The following is a 17,269-nucleotide window of genomic DNA, read 5'->3' as shown; positions in this document are numbered from 1 at the left end:
TAATTTTGGAAAGAGGGATAAACTATGAAAGCCAATTTAGGATTCTATATTCAAAAGATAAATGATGTTGTGACTGAAACAGAACAAGTAGGGGAATCAATGAACCCATATTTTGTGGAAGTACGAACAGCTTTAGATGCCAATGATGCGGAAAATTTAACGAAAGAAAAATTAGCTGAAGTTCAAGTTAATTTTAAAGAAGGCACAGCTAAATATGAAACAATGCTTAAGACAATTCGTTCACTAAAAGCTCCAGCTAAAGTGATGGGAATTCATAAGAAGCTAGAAAAAGGCTATGATGCATATGTTAGTGCTTGCAACGATATGGTTCAAGCGATTGACGTTGAAACTGGAGTAGTTGATCAAGAACTATTCGATGCTTCAGAAGTAAAACAAGATGAAACAACTAATACGATTGCTTTTTGTATTCAACGTATGACAAGTCTATTAATGAAATAAAAATAACAGTCTCTGACATGTTAATACTGTAACGTCTGTCTTTTGTGATGGGCGTTTTTATTTAAGTCTTAAGTGAGGAGTAACTATGCGTTTGGATAAAGTATTAGAACAAGCTCAATTAGGGTCGAAAAAAGTGGTGAAACGCTTATTAGTTAGTCGCCAAGTCACTGTTGATGGACAGGTTATCACAAGAGGGAGTACCAATGTTGATCCTGGTTTACAAGAGGTTTGTGTCAAAGGAAATAAGCTTAAGGGACAGGGACATCGCTATGTGATGTTAAATAAACCTCAAGGTGTTGTCAGTGCTGTAACTGATAAAGAGCATCAAACAGTTATTGGATTGCTAGGGGAAGACCAAAAAAGAACATCTTTATTTCCAGTAGGACGTTTGGATCGTGATACTGAGGGATTATTATTGATAACTGATAATGGAAAGTTAGCTTACCAGTTGGCAATGGCTACGAAAAAAGTCGTTAAACGTTATGAGGTGAGAGTCAATGCTGAAGTAACGACATATGATCAAGAATTAGTAAAACATGGGATTATTTTTGATGACGGCTACCAATGTCTCCCAGCTTCCCTACGTATTTTACATAGTAATAGTCAGGAGAGTCATCTTTTATTAGATATAACGGAAGGTAAATTCCATCAGATTAAAAAAATGTTTTTAGCAATGGGTAAAAAAGTTACCTATCTGAAGCGTCTATCAATGGGGCCGCTAGTCTTGGACAAGCAGCTAGCACCGGGGCAGTGGCGAGAGTTAACACCAACGGAACTGGAGAAACTTTTAGTATATTTTAATGAACATGACGGGATGGCTAAGATACCAGAAGAATATTTCAATGATTTTTATATTGAACTATAAAATACTAATAAAAGTGTGTGATAATGAAATTAGGCATTGAATATCAGCGTGATATAGATTAGTATAGATAAAGAATATAATTTGAGGGAAGAGGGTTTTAACCAAATGGAGAAAGACAAAAAACCAATCGTTATTGGTGTAACGGGCGGTTCTGGTAGTGGTAAAACAAGTATCAGCAAGGCGATTTTAAACGAGTTTAAAGACCACTCTATTTTGTTATTTGAGCAAGACTCTTATTATAAAAACCAAAGTCATTTGAGCTTTGAAGAACGTTTGAAAACGAACTATGATCATCCGTTTGCTTTTGATACTGACTTGCTAATTGAACAATTAGAAGATTTGATTAGTTATAAAGCAATTGATAAACCAGTTTATGATTACGAGGCACATACTCGTAGTGATCAAGTCATTCATCAAGAACCAAAAGAAGTGATTATTATTGAAGGTATCTTGATTTTAGAAGATGAGCGTTTACGTGATTTGATGGATATCAAATTATATGTTGATACTGAAGATGATATTCGAATTATTCGCCGTATCAAACGAGATATGGAAGAACGTGGTCGTACATTAGATTCAGTGATTGAGCAATATTTAACTGTTGTAAAACCTATGTTCCATCAGTTTATTGAACCAACTAAAAAATATGCAGATATCATCATCCCTGAAGGTGGCGAAAATCAAGTAGCCATTGATTTAATGACAACTAAAATTGCTAGTACATTAGAAGGATAATCAGAAAAAAACAATCTTTTAGAAGGTTGTTTTTTGTTTACGCTATTTTTGTTAGGGAACGTTAGTTCGTGGTATAATGAGATTGAAATTAGGGAGGGATTGGGATGAGTGAATTACGTTTTCCTTTAAATAAAGATACGACACGTAAAATCATTCATTTAGATATGGATGCTTTTTATGCGTCAGTTGAAGAACGTGATCGTCCTGAGTTGAGAGGACAGCCCTTAGTTATTGCACGTCATCCTAAAGAAACTGGGGGAAAAGGTGTCGTCACAACGGCAAATTACGAAGCACGTAAATATGGGATTCACTCAGCGATGAGTGCTCAAAAAGCCTATGAACTATGTCCAAGTGCTAATTTTATTCAAGGTGATTTGACTTATTATAAAGAAATATCGGCTCAAATTCATGATATTTTTCACCGTTATACTGATATGGTAGAACCCCTTGCTTTTGATGAGGCCTATTTAGATGTTACGACAAATAAATATGAGATTAAAAGTGCGATTAAAGTAGCTCGTTTAATTCAATTAGATATTTGGCAAGAACTTCACTTAACCTGTTCAGCAGGTGTAAGCTATAATAAATTTATTGCTAAACTTGCGTCAGACTATGAAAAGCCGCGTGGATTAACGGTAATTTTACCTGATCAGGCTGAAATATTTTTAAAGAGTCTACCTATTGAAAAATTTCATGGGGTTGGAAAAAAAACAGTCCCACGTATGCATGAGTTAGCTATTTTTACGGGGGAAGATCTTTTTAAATGGAGTGAAATGGCCTTGATTCAGGAATTTGGTAAGATGGGGTATGAATTATTTAGAAAAGTACGGGGAATTCATGATGCTCCTGTCAATCCCAATAGAGAGCGAAAATCAATTGGGCGCGAAAATACTTATACTAAGCCTCTTATCTCAGAAAATCAGGTAACCTTACAGCTAAGGGAACTGTCATCTAAAGTGGCAGAAACACTAAAGAAAACACAAAAACATGGTCAAACAGTCGTATTAAAAGTGAGATATGATGACTATGAGACAGTGACGAGACGACGGACATTAACGGAGTACCTAGCAAGTGCAGAAGCTATTTATTTTCAAGCACTCTTAATTTGGGAAGAATTTTTTGAGATGGAAAGAGGCATTCGATTATTAGGCGTTACAGTTACTAACTTAGCGCCACAAACGTATGAACCAATTAGCTTAGACCTAAGATACAAATAAAAAAGACCAGACACTAAGTGTCTGGTCTTTTTTATTTGAATAAGCGAGTAAACCAGCTGCTTTTTTTACCTTCAACGGGTTTGGACTTAGATGATTCGGTTTTTTTTTGTTGAAGAACTGTTTGATATTTTTTAGTGACATCAACTGTTTCTAAATTAACAGCTGTTTCACTAGCATAAACTAAGCCAATGGCCTCTGGTGAGTTTTGATTTTCAGTATCCACAATTTTAAATGGGCACTTAGCTTTTTGTGCGGCTATCATGTAGTCATTTTGAATCGGGAAATCTACGGCCGCATTGATTAAAACCTGTTGTTGAGGATTATCTGTTAATTCTTGTTTAAAGTGAGTGATATTTTTTTTGTCAGCCATTTCAGCAATTGTCATGGTTAAAAAAATACGCTCACGAAAGGTTCCTAAATACTGGCGTTTTTCTTCAGGTTTTAATTGAGGAGCACCATACATACCTTTTTCTAAGTAATCTTGCACATCTGTTTGGCTCATAAGTAACGTCCTTTCTTAATGGGTCATGTAATCAGTCAGATTACTTCTTACTTAAAAGTATACTATCTGTTAAAGAATAACTCAAAGTTTTCCTTTGGAATTAAAAGCATCAGTCGAGTTATTTTCTTATAAAGAAAGACTCAGAAGTCCTTGCAATTTATAAATAACTTCTTTAAACTATAGATTGAGACTGAAAATCATTCTCAATTAAAAAGAGGTGGAGCGTATTGAAAAAATGGACGCTAATGTTAATCCTTTTAGTATTAGCAATTAGTTCGTTATTTATAGGAGTTCAAAGTATTGAAATTAGAAACATTTTTCAGTTAGATGAGACACAGAAACTCGTTTTATGGAGTACTCGTATTCCACGGACGATCTGCTTAATTATTGCGGGAGCGACAAGTAGCGTCTGTGGCTTAATCATGCAGCACTTAACACAAAATAAATTCGTATCACCTACAACAGCAGGAACGATGGATAGTGCTCGCTTAGGAATACTAGTGGCAATGGTTTTTTTTCCTAATAATTCGATGTTAGTTCGATCAGGCGTTGCTTTTTTATTTGCTTTTTTAGGAACGATGTTATTTATTCAATTAATTCAACGTTTGCCACAAAAAAATCAAGTGATGGTACCATTAATAGGATTGATGTTTGGAAACATCATCGGCTCAGTTGTAACATTTTTCGCGTACCAATTACAGTTGGTACAAAATATGTCATCATGGTTACAAGGTAACTTTGCTACGATTTCACGTGGGGGCTATGAGTTAATTTATTTAACAGTTCCCTTATTAATCTTGGCTTACTTTTATGCGTATCATTTTACTATTGCTGGTATGGGACGAGACATGGCAACAGGAATTGGCTTAAATTATCAATGGATTCAACTGTTTGGTTTGGGCATTGTATCGCTAGCTAGTAGTGTGATTTTAGTGACAATTGGTGGCTTACCATTTTTAGGGGTCATCATTCCAAATATTATTTCATTGTACTACGGTGATCAAATGAAACAAACACTCTGGCTAACGGCTGGAGCCGGTAGTTGTTTCTTAATTGTGTGTGATATTATTTCCCGTTTAGTCGTACAACCATATGAAGTTCCAGTTAGTTTAGTGGTTGGAGTAATAGGTAGTATCATTTTTATCGCGTTACTATTAAAGGGGGCTAAGAAATGAATCGATTGAAAACAAGTTTAGCCTTTAAATTATTAGTTTTAGTTATCGCTGTTATTTTTTTTACATGGTTATTTTTAACTTATCAGACATATGGCAATTGGGAATTTGCTTTAAAATTACGAGGTAAAAAGTGGTTAGCTTTTGTCTTGGTAGGAATCGCAACTAGTTTTGCAACCATTACTTTTCAAACAATCACCCACAATCATTTTTTAACACCTAGTATTTTAGGCTTTGATTCGTTATATATTTTAATCCAGACTGTGCTGTTCTTTTTTATGGGACATCAACTAGGTGGCTTGCTTAGTAATAAATTAGCATTATTCTCAGTCAATGTTCTTTTGATGGTGGCCTTGTCGACAGGATTATTTTTTTTCTTATTGGAAAAGGGGCGGCAGAACCTATACTTATTATTAATGGTCGGAATGATTTTAGGAACTTTCTTCAGTAGTTTTAGTACGTTCTTACAAGTATTACTAGACCCGAATGAATACGACAAGTTGCAAGGGAAGCTCTTCGCTAGTTTTGGTAATGTGGATGTATCCCTTTTGAAAATCACATCGATTTTAATTGTTTTAGTGGTGTTATTCTTGTTGAGAAAAGCACCTGAGCTGGATGTCTTACATCTAGGAAAAGAAAAAGCCTTAAATTTAGGGGTAGATGTCTCAAGATTACAGTTACAATTGTTGATGGCAGTGAGTTTATTAATAGCCTTGTCGACAGCCTTAGTTGGACCGGTTACCTTTTTAGGTTTTATTGTTGCTAATTTAACTTACCAATACATGGGAACTTTTCGACACACTTCTTTATTTGTTGCGGGTAGTTTGTTGGGTATTTTATTGCTAGTGGTTGGCCAATTTTTTGTGGAACAAGTATTTCATTGGAATACCACTATGAGTGTCGTGATTGAATTTATTGGAGGGGTCTATTTTGTAGGCAAAATATTACACGAAAGAAAGGCTGAGCTAGGATGAAAATACAACAAGTATCAAAAAAATATGGTAAAAAGCCAGTCGTTTCAGATATTGATTTACCCATTTCTGAAGGGAAGCTAACAGCTTTTATTGGCCCAAACGGTGCAGGAAAAAGTACTTTATTATCTTTGATGAGTCGACTAATTGAAAAAGATACTGGGGAAATCTACCTAGCAGGTGATGAGGTTAAGACATGGAAACAAAAAGATTTAGCACAAAAATTGTCTATTTTAAAACAAGCTAATGCTGTCAGCTTAAAAATCACAGTAAGAGAATTGGTGGCCTTTGGTCGTTTTCCTTATAGTAAAGGTCGTTTAAGTGCTAGTGATGAACAAAAAATAGAAGAGGCTTTATCTTACTTAGGTCTAATTGAGTTGCAACATGAAGCGATTGATACGTTATCGGGTGGGCAGCTGCAGCGTGCATATATTGCTATGGTTTTTGCCCAAGATACTGATTATATTTTATTAGATGAGCCATTGAATAATTTGGATATGAATTATGCTGTTCAAATGATGCAGACTTTACGCCAATTAGTAGATGAGCACGGTAAGACGGTTGTGATTGTTTTACATGATATCAATTTTGCAGCTAGCTATGCTGATGAAATTGTTGCTATGAAGGACGGACGCATCTTTAAGCATGGTTCAACAGACGACGTGATAAAAAAAGAAGTTTTAGATAGTTTATATGAAATGAATATTCGCGTCTGCGAACTAGAAGGCAAAAGATTTTGTCTATACTTTAATGAAACATAATTGATTGGTAACAAAACCTTAAAAAAGGAAAAAACAAAAGGAGAGGGTAAGAAATGAAAAAAGGGTTAAAAACATGGGGGATTTTATTAACAAGTTTACTTGTATTAGCAGGCTGCTCAAGTAACTCAAAGGAACAAGGGGCAACTAATAGCAATGATGATAAAGTAAAAACGGAGAAAGTGGTTAAAACGATAGAGATTGAGGATTCTAACGGAAAAGTAACAGTTCCAGCTAACCCTAAAAAAGTAGTTGTATTTGATATGGGATCTCTTGATACGATTAAGGAATTAGGAGAAGAGAAAGCGGTTGTTGGAGTACCAACAAAGAGTTTGCCAGCTTACTTGGCAGAGTTTGATAAAGTCGAATCAGTGGGTGGAATCAAAGAACCTGATTTAGAGAAGATTAATGAGTTACAACCAGACTTAATTGTTATCTCCGGTCGTCAAGAAGATTACCAAAAAGAATTGGCTGAAATTGCCCCAACGATTTATCTGTCAGTAGATAGTCAAGATAGTTGGAATTCTACGAAAGATAATATTGAAACCTTAGCGACAATTTTTGATAATAGAAAAATCGCTGATGATAAAATCCAAAAACTTGAAAAAGAAATTTCAGCTGTAAAAAAACAAGCAGCAGATAGTCAATTGAAAACATTAGTAACTTTAGTAAATGAAGGACAACTATCAGCTTATGGTGAAGGGTCACGATTTGGTATTGTACATGATACCTTTGGTTTTGCACCAGTTGATTCAAAAATTGAAGCCTCAACGCACGGTCAATCGGTTTCTTATGAGTATGTCTTAGAACAAAATCCAGATGTGGTCTTTGTTGTGGATCGTACCAAAGCGATTGGTGGAGATGAATCTCAAAATAATGTGGCTAAAAATGAATTAGTCGCTCAAACAAAAGCGGGCCAAACAGATAAAATTATCTCATTAACACCAGATGTATGGTATTTATCAGGTGGTGGGTTAAAATGTACAGAATTAATGTTAGAAGATGTTGCCCAAGCGTTTAAATAAATTGTAAAAAAGTCTAACTGTTTAAGTTAGACTTTTTTTATTTGCCAGTGGAGGTATGCTAAAATAGAACTACTAGTGTCATGAGATGGAGGGAAAAAAATGATTAAAATGTTTACACACAAAGATTTTTCTGTTTTTAAAATAGAAGGACTTGATACGCGTATGGCAGCAATTAGAGCAGAAATCCAACCCATTTTTCAAGAATTAGATGACTATATGGTAGCACAATTAGCACCCAAATTAGGAGCCACATTACCTGTTCATATTGCACAGCATCGTCGTCGGACAGCCAATGCACCTGACTTTACTTGGTCAGCGATGGGCGGTAATAAGCGTGGTTATAAAAAATTCCCACACTTTACGTTAGGAATTAATGGTGAGTATGTAGTGATGTGGTTATCATTTATTGACAATCCTCAAAATGAACAAGCGATGGCTCAGGCTTTATTAGATAAACCAGAGCTATTTACGGGGTTACCAACGGATATGGTCCTTAACGCAGATCATACGAAGAATAATTATCATGACTTGACAAAGGAGAGCTTAGAGGAAGATTTAATACGCTGGCGTGATGTTAAAAAAGGTGAGTTTCAAATCGGACGTATCTTAAAATCAGACGAGTTGCAATCATTGGAAGCAGAAAAGGCGCGGGCGTATATGCTAGAAACGTATCGTTTACTACTTCCCTTATATCAATTGGCTTATCCCATTTGTTTAGCAGAATAAGACAAAAACATCGACACTTTTCGTCGGTGTTTTTTATTTGTTTAAGAGCAAGGAGTATAATTTTAAAAACATAATTGTTTTTATTTTTGTGGATGGAAAGCTTGTGATAATAGGCTTTAAAAAAAATGATTGTAAGAGTATGACGGTTAAGTCAAGGCGATAAGCACATTTATCAGAGAGAGATTTTTAAAATGCTATACTCGTTACGGAAATATAAAGGAGGCGATTTATATGGTAAAAGATGCGATCTATTGGGCTAATAAAATCAAGTTCAAGGAGGTCTCCTCACAAGAATTATTGATGCAGACCTATCAGAAAATAAAAAAATTAAACCCTAAGTATAATGCCGTAGTTGCTTACGATTATGAACAAGCTTTGAAAACCTTATCCCAAGATTCAAGAGAACATGAGTCTTTGGTATTTGGTGGTGTCCCAATTGCTTTAAAAATGTTAGGACAAGCCAAAGCCGGCTGGCAACAGACAGCTAGTTCTAAGCTTTTAGTCAATGGTAAAGCGAATGAGACAGATTATTTCGTATCGGCTTTAGAGCAAGTTGGATTTATTCCTTTTGGACAAACTAATGCACCAGAATTTGGGTTTAAAAATATCACGGATTCAGAATTATATGGTGTGACTAAAAATGTTTGGCAACCATCACACCATGCAGGTGGCTCCAGTGGAGGAGCTGCTAGTGCTTTAGCCAGTGGCATATATCCGATTGTGGCTGCTAGTGATGGCGGTGGTTCTATCAGAATTCCAGCCAGTTTTTCAGGCGTGATAGGCTTAAAACCAACGCGTGGCAGCATGCCAAATGGACCTAAAAGTTGGCGAGATTGGCAGGGTGCGTCGATTAATTTTGCTTTAACTGTATCTATGAGAGATACGGAAAGTTTGTTTTACTCTATTCGAGGAGGCCATCGTGCCGCGCCTTACTATAATGGTGGTGACGTGATCAAAGAGTATTCTAAATTAACTAGTAAACTAAAAATTGCCGCCTGTTTGGATTCACCAGTTGCGAATCCTGTTTCTTCAGATGCTAAAGAAGCCTATCAAGAGGCCATAAAATTTCTGGTTGCGTCGGGACATGAGGTTACGGAAGTTCCTTATCCAGTTTCTGGTGACTCGTTGATTCGTAGCTACTATGCGATGAATGGTGCAGAGACAGCTTCAATGGTGTCAGGGATCGAACGTGGTTTAGGTCGACGGATTGTCAAGAATGACCTGGAGCTGATGAGTTGGGGACTGTATCAATATGGTAAGCACTTACCCGCCGCTACTTATATTGAGTCTTTAGACCAGTGGGATCAGGCAGCTTATCAGATGGAAACTTTATTTGAGACGTTCGACTTATTTCTATCGCCCACAGCTACCACGGTAGCTCCCAAAATCTCTCAGGATTTACAAAGTAATCAACTAAGAGAAAAGCTTAGTCAGGCTGACCAACTTTCCGAGTCAGAATTAGCTGAGGTAGTCTACGATATGTTTGAAAAAAGTCTATACGTAACACCCTATACTCAATTAGCTAATTTAACCGGCCAGCCTGCTATTAGTTTGCCCACTTTTGTTAATCGAGAAGGCCTACCATTAGGAATTCAGCTGATGGCTTCTAAAGGGAATGAAGCAGTTCTTTTTAAAATCGGTAAAGAATTTGAAGCGGCACAACAATTTTTATTACCAAAAAATTATAGAGAGTAGGAAGATGTATGTTAAAAAGGATGTTTGGCTTAATAGGAGTGGTGATGTTTGGCGGGATTCTTATGGGATGTACGAGTCAAGAGTCAACAACTCACAAACAAGTTGTTCAACAAGATACAAGTTGGGAGAAGGTTGAGAAGGCTAAAAAATTAGTTGTCGGGACATCAGGTACGCTATTTCCCTCCTCCTATTACAATGACAACAATCAGTTGACAGGTTATGATGTAGAGTTAGTCAAAGAAGTTGGCAAACGGTTGAATCTTAAAGTTGAGTTTAAAGAATATAATGTAGATGGAACAATTGCTTCATTGAAAAAAGGGACGACTGATTTAGTTGCCAACGATGCTTCAATGAATGAGAAGCGGAAAAAAAACTTTGCGTTATCTTTGCCATTAAAACATTCTTTTGATAGCTTAATTGTCAGAAAAAGTGATAATTCAGGGATTAAAGAGTTGGAGGATTTAAAAGGAAAAAAAGCTGCTGGTGAAGGGACAACAGGATATATGAAGATGGCAGAACAATTTGGAGCTAAGTTGGTGAGCTATGATAATGCGACCAATGATCAATACTTAACCGATGTCGCCAATGGTCGAACCGATGTAATTATCAATGATTATTATTTACAAAAAATGTCTGTTAATGCCCTACCCGATATTCCTGTGAAAATTTTAGAGGATGTTTATTTTAATGCCTCAACATCTGGTTTTTTGTATTTGAAAGAAGCACAAGGGTTACGTGAAAAAATAGATACTGTCTTAAAAGAAATGAAATCAGATGGGACGATATCAGATTTATCCAAGGAATTTTTTGGGACGGACGTCTCAATCGAGCCCAAAGTGAAAATTGATCGTCGGGTGGAAGTAGATTAATGACGCTGGCTATTTATGTTCCCAAAATTGATCTAGGTTTAATGGTTGACTCGATTCCATATATTCTGACAGGGCTCCCTTATACAATTGGTATCAGTATAAGTACATTTATTTTGGGAAATGTATTGGGGATCGTATTAGCTGTATTAGGTTTGTTGCCATCCCGTATACTGAAGGCAAGTATCCAATTTTATTTATCGTTTTTAAGAGGTGTTCCTGGGTTAGTTTTATTATTTTTACTCTATTTTGGTTTACCTATTCAATTGAGTGCGTTACAAGCAGTTATTATTTGTTTTTCATTAACGAGCAGTGCCTTTTTAGGGGAAATTTACCGAGGCGCAATATTAGGAGTCGGAACGGGTCAATGGGAGGCTGCTAGAGCTCTAGGTCTTAATTTCCCTCAAATAATCAGTACCATTATCTTACCTCAAGCTTTCAGAATTGCCATCCCAGCTTTGGGAAATGTTGCGATGGACTTAGTGAAAGGGACTTCGCTCGCTGCTATGATTACTGTACCTGAGATTTTTCAAAAAGCTAAAATTATTGGTGGGCGTGAATTTGATTATATGACCCTGTATATCTTAGTCGCGTTGATGTATTGGGGACTATGTTTGTTAATTAGTGCTGGTCAAAAAAGATTGGAAAAAAGTTATGTAAATAGACAATAATAGCTAAAAAATGAGAGAGATGAGTATAATATCACTTATCTTTTTTATTTTATGAAAAATAAAAAAATGTGTACTATTTTTATCTGAAGAGAATTGCTTACTTAAATTTATTAAAGATAAGATAACGCCCTAAAACACTTGAATATTAGACGATTTTTCGCTAAAATGTAATAGGTGCACAAATTGTTATACTATGTATAGGGAAGAGGTGAAAAAAATGTCTCAAAACACGATTGAAACAGGTTTTCAATTATTGGACGATGCAATTAAATGGTTACAAGAGTCATTGGCTGTTTCTTTCATTGATGCCTATATTGAAAACGGTGAAAATATGACGGATGATTTAAAAGTCAGAGTCCAAGATAATTTGCCTGATGCTGCGACGAAAGCAAAAATCGAGAAAAATTATCAAGCATTTCAAGAACTGGAATTAACACCTGAAGAACGCCGCAAAGTTTCACAACTCTTATTACTTAAGGGAACGATGGCAGAGGGCTTACAAGCTAACCATCAGTTGACTCCAGATACTTTAGGTTATTTATTTGTTTATTTGGTGGAACAATTAGTTGATAAGAAAGATGAGGTTATTCGAATTAATGATTTGACAGTTGGAATGGGAAACCTTCTTTTAACGGTCATGATTAATTTGAAATTAGCCAATTATCAAGTTGTCGGGACTGGGATTGATGTGGACGATGCTTTACTTGCAGTCTCAGCAGTTAATTCAGAGTGGTTGGAGCAGGATGTGACATTATTCCATCAGGATAGTTTACAACATCTATTGATTGAACCTGGAGACATTGCCATTGGCGATTTACCGATTGGTTTTTATCCTCATGATGATCACGCTCAAAAGTTTGTTACAGGTACGAATGATGGCCACAGTTATGCCCATCATTTATTAATGGAACAAAATATGACATACGTGAAAGAGAATGGGTTTGGACTTTTCTTAGTTCCAAGCAATTTCTTAGAAACCGAGCAAGCTTCAGAACTAAAACAATGGATAACAGAAAAGGTGTATTTACAGGGAATTTTACAGTTGCCTGAAAGTTTATTTAAAGCGAAACAGTCACGTAAATCGATTATTATTGTGCAAAATCGTGGTGATGTTAGCGGGCAAGTCAAAGAGGTCTTGTTAGCAGATGTGCCGTCATTGAAGGATGGGCAACAATTGCAACAATTTTTCAAAGAATTCAGCACATGGAAAGAAAAAAATTTAACTAACAAATAAAGGGAGACTATTAAATTATGACTAAAACAATTGCAATCAATGCTGGTAGTTCAAGTTTAAAATGGCAATTATTTGAAATGCCACAAGAAGATGTTATCGCATCAGGAATCGTAGAAAGAATTGGTTTAAACGATTCTATCTTTACAATCAAACATGGTGACGGACAAAAATTTAATGAAACATTAGATATTGCAGATCATGAGTTTGCTGTAAATCGTATTTTTGAAAAAATGATTGAGTTAAACATCATTGGGTCATTCGATGAAATTACAGGAGCTGGTCACCGTGTTGTGGCTGGTGGAGAAGATTTTAAAGAGTCTGCTTTAATTGATGACGAAGCCTTAGCTAAAATTGAAGCTCTTGCTGAGTTTGCCCCATTACATAACCCAGCTGAAGCTAAAGTTATCCGTATTTTCCAAAAATTAGTACCTGAAGCTGTAAACGTAGCTGTTTTTGATACATCATTCCATACAACGATGCCAGCTGTAAACTATTTATACAGCATTCCAATGGAATATTATGATAAATACCAAGCTCGTAAATATGGTGCTCACGGAACTAGCCATCGTTATGTAGCAGATCGTGCCGCTGATATGTTAGGTAAAGATATTAAAGATCTTAAAATCATTACATGTCACTTAGGTAATGGTGCTTCAATTACTGCCGTTGATGGTGGTAAATCAATCGACACTTCTATGGGCTTCACACCACTTGCTGGTGTTACTATGGGAACTCGTGCTGGAGATATCGATGCCTCATTATTACCATACTTAATGGAAAAAGAAGGCTTAACAGATATTAAAGACATGGTAGACATCCTAAATAAAAAATCTGGTTTACTAGGTTTATCAGGTGTTTCAAGTGATATGCGTGAAGTTGAAGAATCAGATTCAGAAAATGCTAAATTAGCATTAGAAATCTTTAACAACCGCGTTCAAAAATACATTGGTAGCTACATTGCAGCAATGAACGGTGTTGATGCAATTGTCTTCACTGCAGGTATCGGTGAAAATGGTGTTGAGGTTCGTGAAGAAATCATTAATGGGATCACTTGGTTTGGTTGTGAAGTTGATAAAGAGAAAAACAATGTTCGTGGTAAAGAAGTTGTTATCTCAACAGATGATTCAAAAGTTAAAGTATTATTAATCCCAACTGACGAAGAAGTTATGATTGCTCGTGACGTAGAAGCGTTAAAAGGTTAATTTTAAATAGTCTTATTTAGAAAAAGCAAGGTGCTGAGCACCTTGCTTTTTTGATAAAAAAAACTGCCAACATATTATATGTTGGCAGTTTTCTATCTTTCATAAGGTTGATTGTTTAAATCAGTTCTGACGACTAAGACATCACAATGAGCATGTCTTGTCACATATTCTGATACAGAACCAATCAAGATGCGTTCCATCGTATTAAGACCAGTAGCCCCGATCATAATCAAATCAACGTTATAATCATCAGGCAAATGTTTCGCTAATAATGTTTTAGGTGTACCGTATTCAACAATTTTTTCAACAGTATTTAGCCCTTCTTTTTGTGCTGCTACTACTAAATCGGCTAATGTTTGGTTAGCTAAATCGGTTGCTTGTCGAGCTAAATCATCGTCATAAGAAGAGATTGTTTGAAAGGCACGTGTATCGATGATATGTGCCAAAATCAATTTAGCTTGGTTACGTTTGGCGACATTAACTGCTTTTTTAAAGGCCAACTCAGACTCTTCTGAGCCATCTACTGCTACTAAGATAGTTTGATAATTATGAAACATCTCATCACCTCATTGGTTAGTTTAGGAAATTTTTTTGGATAATTTGATACTAAAGATAGCCGAAGCTAACATTACGATACAAATATAGACAAGTGAGATTGTTTGGTGATTAATAGCGAATACTGCTAAGCCAAGAACACTTAGAGCTAAGCAAACTTTTCCAAAGGCCTGGAGCGTTTCTTGAATCTCAGCAATCATTTCAGTATTTTCACTGGCTAACATCTTGCCAAAAGGTTGGAAATTTTTAAATAAATAGCGTGCTGTAATAATTAAAATAATCACAATTAGTGCTAAAAGTATTCGAATAAGCATGTAGCGAAAACTCCCTTAATAGAATAAAAAGCAACTTGCATGTGCAAATTGCTTTAATTTGATTTAAAAGTGGGTGTATCCGTCGATGCCGTTGATCGCGCCGTAGTATTGATCCCGCAGTAAGCAGGTGGGCTTCGCTGTTCAACCGTCAAACTACCAAGTGATAAGGCTTGTTTTCCTTTTGAACTCGTTGAATCCCGTAGTAATACTAATAAATGTTCGGTCAACACTGAGTGGAACGATTCGTACACCACAGATTACCCACCCTTATAATAGCATATTCAAAATAAATCAGCAATTGAAAACACTTTCTCTTTTAGAAAATGCTAGTAATTAAAAGTAGTGAATAGCAATTTTTAATTATTTTCTTGATTGATTACATGATAGCGTTGCGCAAGGGCTTGTTCGTATTTACCTGTGAGCTTTGGCTCGTAGTATTTGGCTTGTCTTAAACGATCCGGTAAATATTGTTGTTTGATCCATCCATGTGGTGAATCGTGAGGATAGTGATAATCAACTCCACGGCTTAGTTTATCTGCTCCGTGATAGTGATTGTCCCGTAAGTGATCAGGAATGTCACCGACTTTTCCCTCGCGAATATCGGCTAACGCCGCATCTAGTGCTTGATAACTAGAATTTGATTTAGGTGACAAACATAAATCAACGACTGCGTGAGAAAGGGGGATACGTGCCTCAGGAAAGCCTAGTTTTTCAGCAGCGGTTACGGCACTGACTGTCCGAGCAGCAGCAGCGGGGTTACCAAGGCCAATATCTTCATAAGCAATGACCAATAGACGTCGACAAATGGTCATTAAATCACCTGCTGCAACCAAACGGGCTAAGTAGTGGAGTGACGCATTGACATCACTCCCCCGAATTGATTTTTGTAGGGCCGAGATAACATCATAATGGGCATCACCGTTTTTATCATGGGTTAAGGATTTTAATTGCAAGCATTCTTCTATAATCGCTAAGGTGAGGTGAATTTGGCCGTCAGCATTTTTTTTAGTAGAACACACGGCTAATTCCAAACCATTAAGCGCACTTCTTAAATCGCCATTGGTGGCTCTCGTGAGATGGAGTAGGGCTAAATCATCCAGTAGAACAGGTTCATTTCCAAGCCCGACTTCTTGATCTTTTAGGGCACGCTGTAGGGCTTCTTCAATATCATGTTCAGTCAAAGGCTTCACTTCAAATAGTTGTGTTCGACTTCTAATTGCAGGATTAATACTAATATAAGGATTTTCTGTAGTAGCCCCAATCAAAATAATACGACCATTTTCTAGATGCGGTAATAAAAAGTCCTGTTTTACTTTATCTAAACGATGAACTTCATCTAATAGTAAAATAACTGTTCCACTCATTTTGGCTTCTTCTGCGACAATTTGTAAGTCTTTTTTCGTATCAGTTGCCGCATTTAACATCCGAAAGGCATAATTAGTTGAACCAGCAATCGCACTAGCAATACTTGTTTTACCAGTTCCTGGTGGGCCATAAAGAATCATAGATGATAGCATTTTGGCTTGAACCATTCGCTGAATGATTTTACCGTCACCGACTAAATGTTTTTGTCCTACTATCTGATCTATCGTTTTAGGCCGCATTCTAAAAGCTAAAGGTTGATGCATGAAGTCCCTCCTTTTACTCGTTTTCTTTCTTTTATTATAACATAGAAGCTAAATTTCTTTAGCATTCTGTTTTAGTTGTGTCCCAAAAAGAGTAGTCGCCTTTTGATAAATTAATCGTTATAATGGAGAAGAACTCCTTTACTTTTTTGATAAGAGTTTAGGTAAATGTTAGTAGAAAAGAGGAATTTAGATGAAAAAAGAAAATATGTTAACTTATTTAGAACAACAATTAGAAAAAAAATTAGGTAATTATGATTTTGCCATTGATTGGCATACAAAATCTCATACAGTAGAGGTAATTGTTGTCTTATATGCTCAAAATCAAGCTGAACAAGCGATTGAAGATACTGTAGGGACACAAACAGAAGAAGAAGTAATTGAATTTGAAGATAGTTTATTATTGTTTGATCCAAGTAAAAGTACACCTCCTACAGACGATTACTTGGCAATTCTGCCTTTTGAAGGTAAAAAAGGCTTGCCAAAACATACAATCACTGCTATTGCGACTTACTTAAATGACGTATTAACAGAAGGTGAAAGTGACTTGATGGACTTCTTAGCAGATGACGAGGCTGAAATTTTTGAGCTGAATTGGCAAGCGGAAGCATTTGAAAAAATATTAGCAGCTACTAAAGAATCAACAGATTACGTAGCCTATCCTAAATATTAAGAGG

At 36.2% G+C, this 17,269-nt stretch carries 19 protein-coding genes and 1 other RNA gene; 15 read left to right on the top strand and 5 right to left on the bottom strand.

Annotated elements, in window-relative coordinates; all coding sequences use genetic code 11:
• Positions 1-24 precede the first annotated feature (24 nt).
• From OL234_RS09765 to dinB, 4 genes are all read left to right on the top strand, one after another.
• On the top strand, positions 25-459 hold the full coding sequence (locus tag OL234_RS09765) for a hypothetical protein (protein WP_275469035.1): 435 nt from the start codon (positions 25-27) through the stop codon (positions 457-459).
• 85 nt (positions 460-544) lie between these two features.
• Positions 545-1,324, top strand: a complete 780-nt coding sequence (locus OL234_RS09760) for a pseudouridine synthase (protein ID WP_275469034.1) — start codon at positions 545-547, stop codon at positions 1,322-1,324.
• 105 nt (positions 1,325-1,429) lie between these two features.
• Positions 1,430-2,059 carry a uridine kinase gene (gene udk, locus OL234_RS09755; RefSeq protein WP_275469033.1) on the top strand — a complete coding sequence of 210 codons (630 nt, stop codon included), beginning with the start codon at positions 1,430-1,432 and terminating at the stop codon, positions 2,057-2,059.
• A 104-nt stretch (positions 2,060-2,163) separates the two neighbouring features.
• The gene (gene dinB / locus OL234_RS09750) at positions 2,164-3,276 is read left to right on the top strand and encodes a DNA polymerase IV (protein ID WP_275469032.1); all 1,113 of its coding nucleotides are present in this window, start codon (positions 2,164-2,166) and stop codon (positions 3,274-3,276) included.
• Positions 3,277-3,307: 31 nt separating this feature from the next.
• Here the strand turns inward: dinB and OL234_RS09745 are convergent, their stop codons facing one another.
• Positions 3,308-3,778, bottom strand: a complete 471-nt coding sequence (locus OL234_RS09745) for a YueI family protein (protein ID WP_275469031.1) — start codon at positions 3,776-3,778, stop codon at positions 3,308-3,310.
• A 227-nt stretch (positions 3,779-4,005) separates the two neighbouring features.
• Between OL234_RS09745 and OL234_RS09740 the strand changes: the two genes are divergently transcribed.
• The 10 genes from OL234_RS09740 to OL234_RS09695 all read left to right on the top strand — a co-directional run bounded on the left by OL234_RS09740 (position 4,006) and on the right by OL234_RS09695 (position 14,098).
• Complete coding sequence (locus OL234_RS09740; protein ID WP_275469030.1) at positions 4,006-4,953, top strand: ABC transporter permease; 948 nt, start codon at positions 4,006-4,008, stop codon at positions 4,951-4,953.
• The gene (gene fitB / locus OL234_RS09735; protein ID WP_275469029.1) at positions 4,950-5,924 is read left to right on the top strand and encodes an iron chelate uptake ABC transporter family permease subunit FitB; all 975 of its coding nucleotides are present in this window, start codon (positions 4,950-4,952) and stop codon (positions 5,922-5,924) included. Before OL234_RS09740 ends, fitB begins: the two co-directional genes overlap by 4 nt.
• Positions 5,921-6,682, top strand: a complete 762-nt coding sequence (gene fitC, locus OL234_RS09730; RefSeq protein ID WP_275469028.1) for an iron chelate ABC transporter ATP-binding protein FitD — start codon at positions 5,921-5,923, stop codon at positions 6,680-6,682. The genes fitB and fitC overlap by 4 nt, the downstream gene beginning before the upstream one ends.
• A gap of 53 nt (positions 6,683-6,735) precedes the next feature.
• Positions 6,736-7,704, top strand: coding sequence for a siderophore ABC transporter substrate-binding protein (locus OL234_RS09725; protein ID WP_275469027.1), 969 nt, complete (start codon positions 6,736-6,738; stop codon positions 7,702-7,704).
• Between the two features lie 108 nt (positions 7,705-7,812).
• On the top strand, positions 7,813-8,430 hold the full coding sequence (locus tag OL234_RS09720) for a DUF1054 family protein (RefSeq protein ID WP_275470152.1): 618 nt from the start codon (positions 7,813-7,815) through the stop codon (positions 8,428-8,430).
• Between the two features lie 231 nt (positions 8,431-8,661).
• On the top strand, positions 8,662-10,125 hold the full coding sequence (locus OL234_RS09715) for an amidase (RefSeq protein WP_275469026.1): 1,464 nt from the start codon (positions 8,662-8,664) through the stop codon (positions 10,123-10,125).
• A gap of 8 nt (positions 10,126-10,133) precedes the next feature.
• A complete protein-coding gene (locus OL234_RS09710; RefSeq protein ID WP_437184425.1) occupies positions 10,134-10,994 on the top strand; it encodes a transporter substrate-binding domain-containing protein in 861 nt (286 codons plus the stop codon).
• A gap of 11 nt (positions 10,995-11,005) precedes the next feature.
• Positions 11,006-11,662, top strand: a complete 657-nt coding sequence (locus OL234_RS09705; protein ID WP_275470150.1) for an amino acid ABC transporter permease — start codon at positions 11,006-11,008, stop codon at positions 11,660-11,662.
• A 217-nt stretch (positions 11,663-11,879) separates the two neighbouring features.
• The gene (locus OL234_RS09700) at positions 11,880-12,896 is read left to right on the top strand and encodes a class I SAM-dependent methyltransferase (RefSeq protein ID WP_275469025.1); all 1,017 of its coding nucleotides are present in this window, start codon (positions 11,880-11,882) and stop codon (positions 12,894-12,896) included.
• Positions 12,897-12,913: 17 nt separating this feature from the next.
• Positions 12,914-14,098: an acetate/propionate family kinase gene (locus OL234_RS09695; RefSeq protein ID WP_275469024.1), complete on the top strand. Its 1,185-nt coding sequence runs from the start codon at positions 12,914-12,916 to the stop codon at positions 14,096-14,098.
• 92 nt (positions 14,099-14,190) lie between these two features.
• On the opposite strand, the gene OL234_RS09690 is transcribed toward OL234_RS09695, so the two are convergent.
• The 4 genes from OL234_RS09690 to OL234_RS09675 all read right to left on the bottom strand — a co-directional run bounded on the left by OL234_RS09690 (position 14,191) and on the right by OL234_RS09675 (position 16,595).
• Entirely contained in the window at positions 14,191-14,655 is a 465-nt protein-coding gene (locus OL234_RS09690) for a universal stress protein (RefSeq protein WP_275469023.1), read from the bottom strand.
• A 21-nt stretch (positions 14,656-14,676) separates the two neighbouring features.
• The gene (locus OL234_RS09685; RefSeq protein WP_275469022.1) at positions 14,677-14,967 is read right to left on the bottom strand and encodes a hypothetical protein; all 291 of its coding nucleotides are present in this window, start codon (positions 14,965-14,967) and stop codon (positions 14,677-14,679) included.
• Between the two features lie 72 nt (positions 14,968-15,039).
• Positions 15,040-15,229: non-coding RNA, 6S RNA (gene ssrS / locus OL234_RS09680), on the bottom strand.
• A gap of 94 nt (positions 15,230-15,323) precedes the next feature.
• Positions 15,324-16,595, bottom strand: a complete 1,272-nt coding sequence (locus OL234_RS09675) for a replication-associated recombination protein A (RefSeq protein ID WP_275469021.1) — start codon at positions 16,593-16,595, stop codon at positions 15,324-15,326.
• Between the two features lie 190 nt (positions 16,596-16,785).
• On the opposite strand from OL234_RS09675, the gene OL234_RS09670 reads away from it, so the two are divergent.
• Positions 16,786-17,265: a DUF3013 family protein gene (locus OL234_RS09670; RefSeq protein WP_275469020.1), complete on the top strand. Its 480-nt coding sequence runs from the start codon at positions 16,786-16,788 to the stop codon at positions 17,263-17,265.
• Positions 17,266-17,269: the final 4 nt, after the last annotated feature.

This window comes from Vagococcus intermedius (assembly GCF_029144185.1).
GTDB lineage: Bacteria > Bacillota > Bacilli > Lactobacillales > Vagococcaceae > Vagococcus_D > Vagococcus_D intermedius.
The sequence above is the reverse complement of the archived record's forward strand: the minus strand, read 5'-3'. Positions and strand labels throughout refer to the sequence as shown.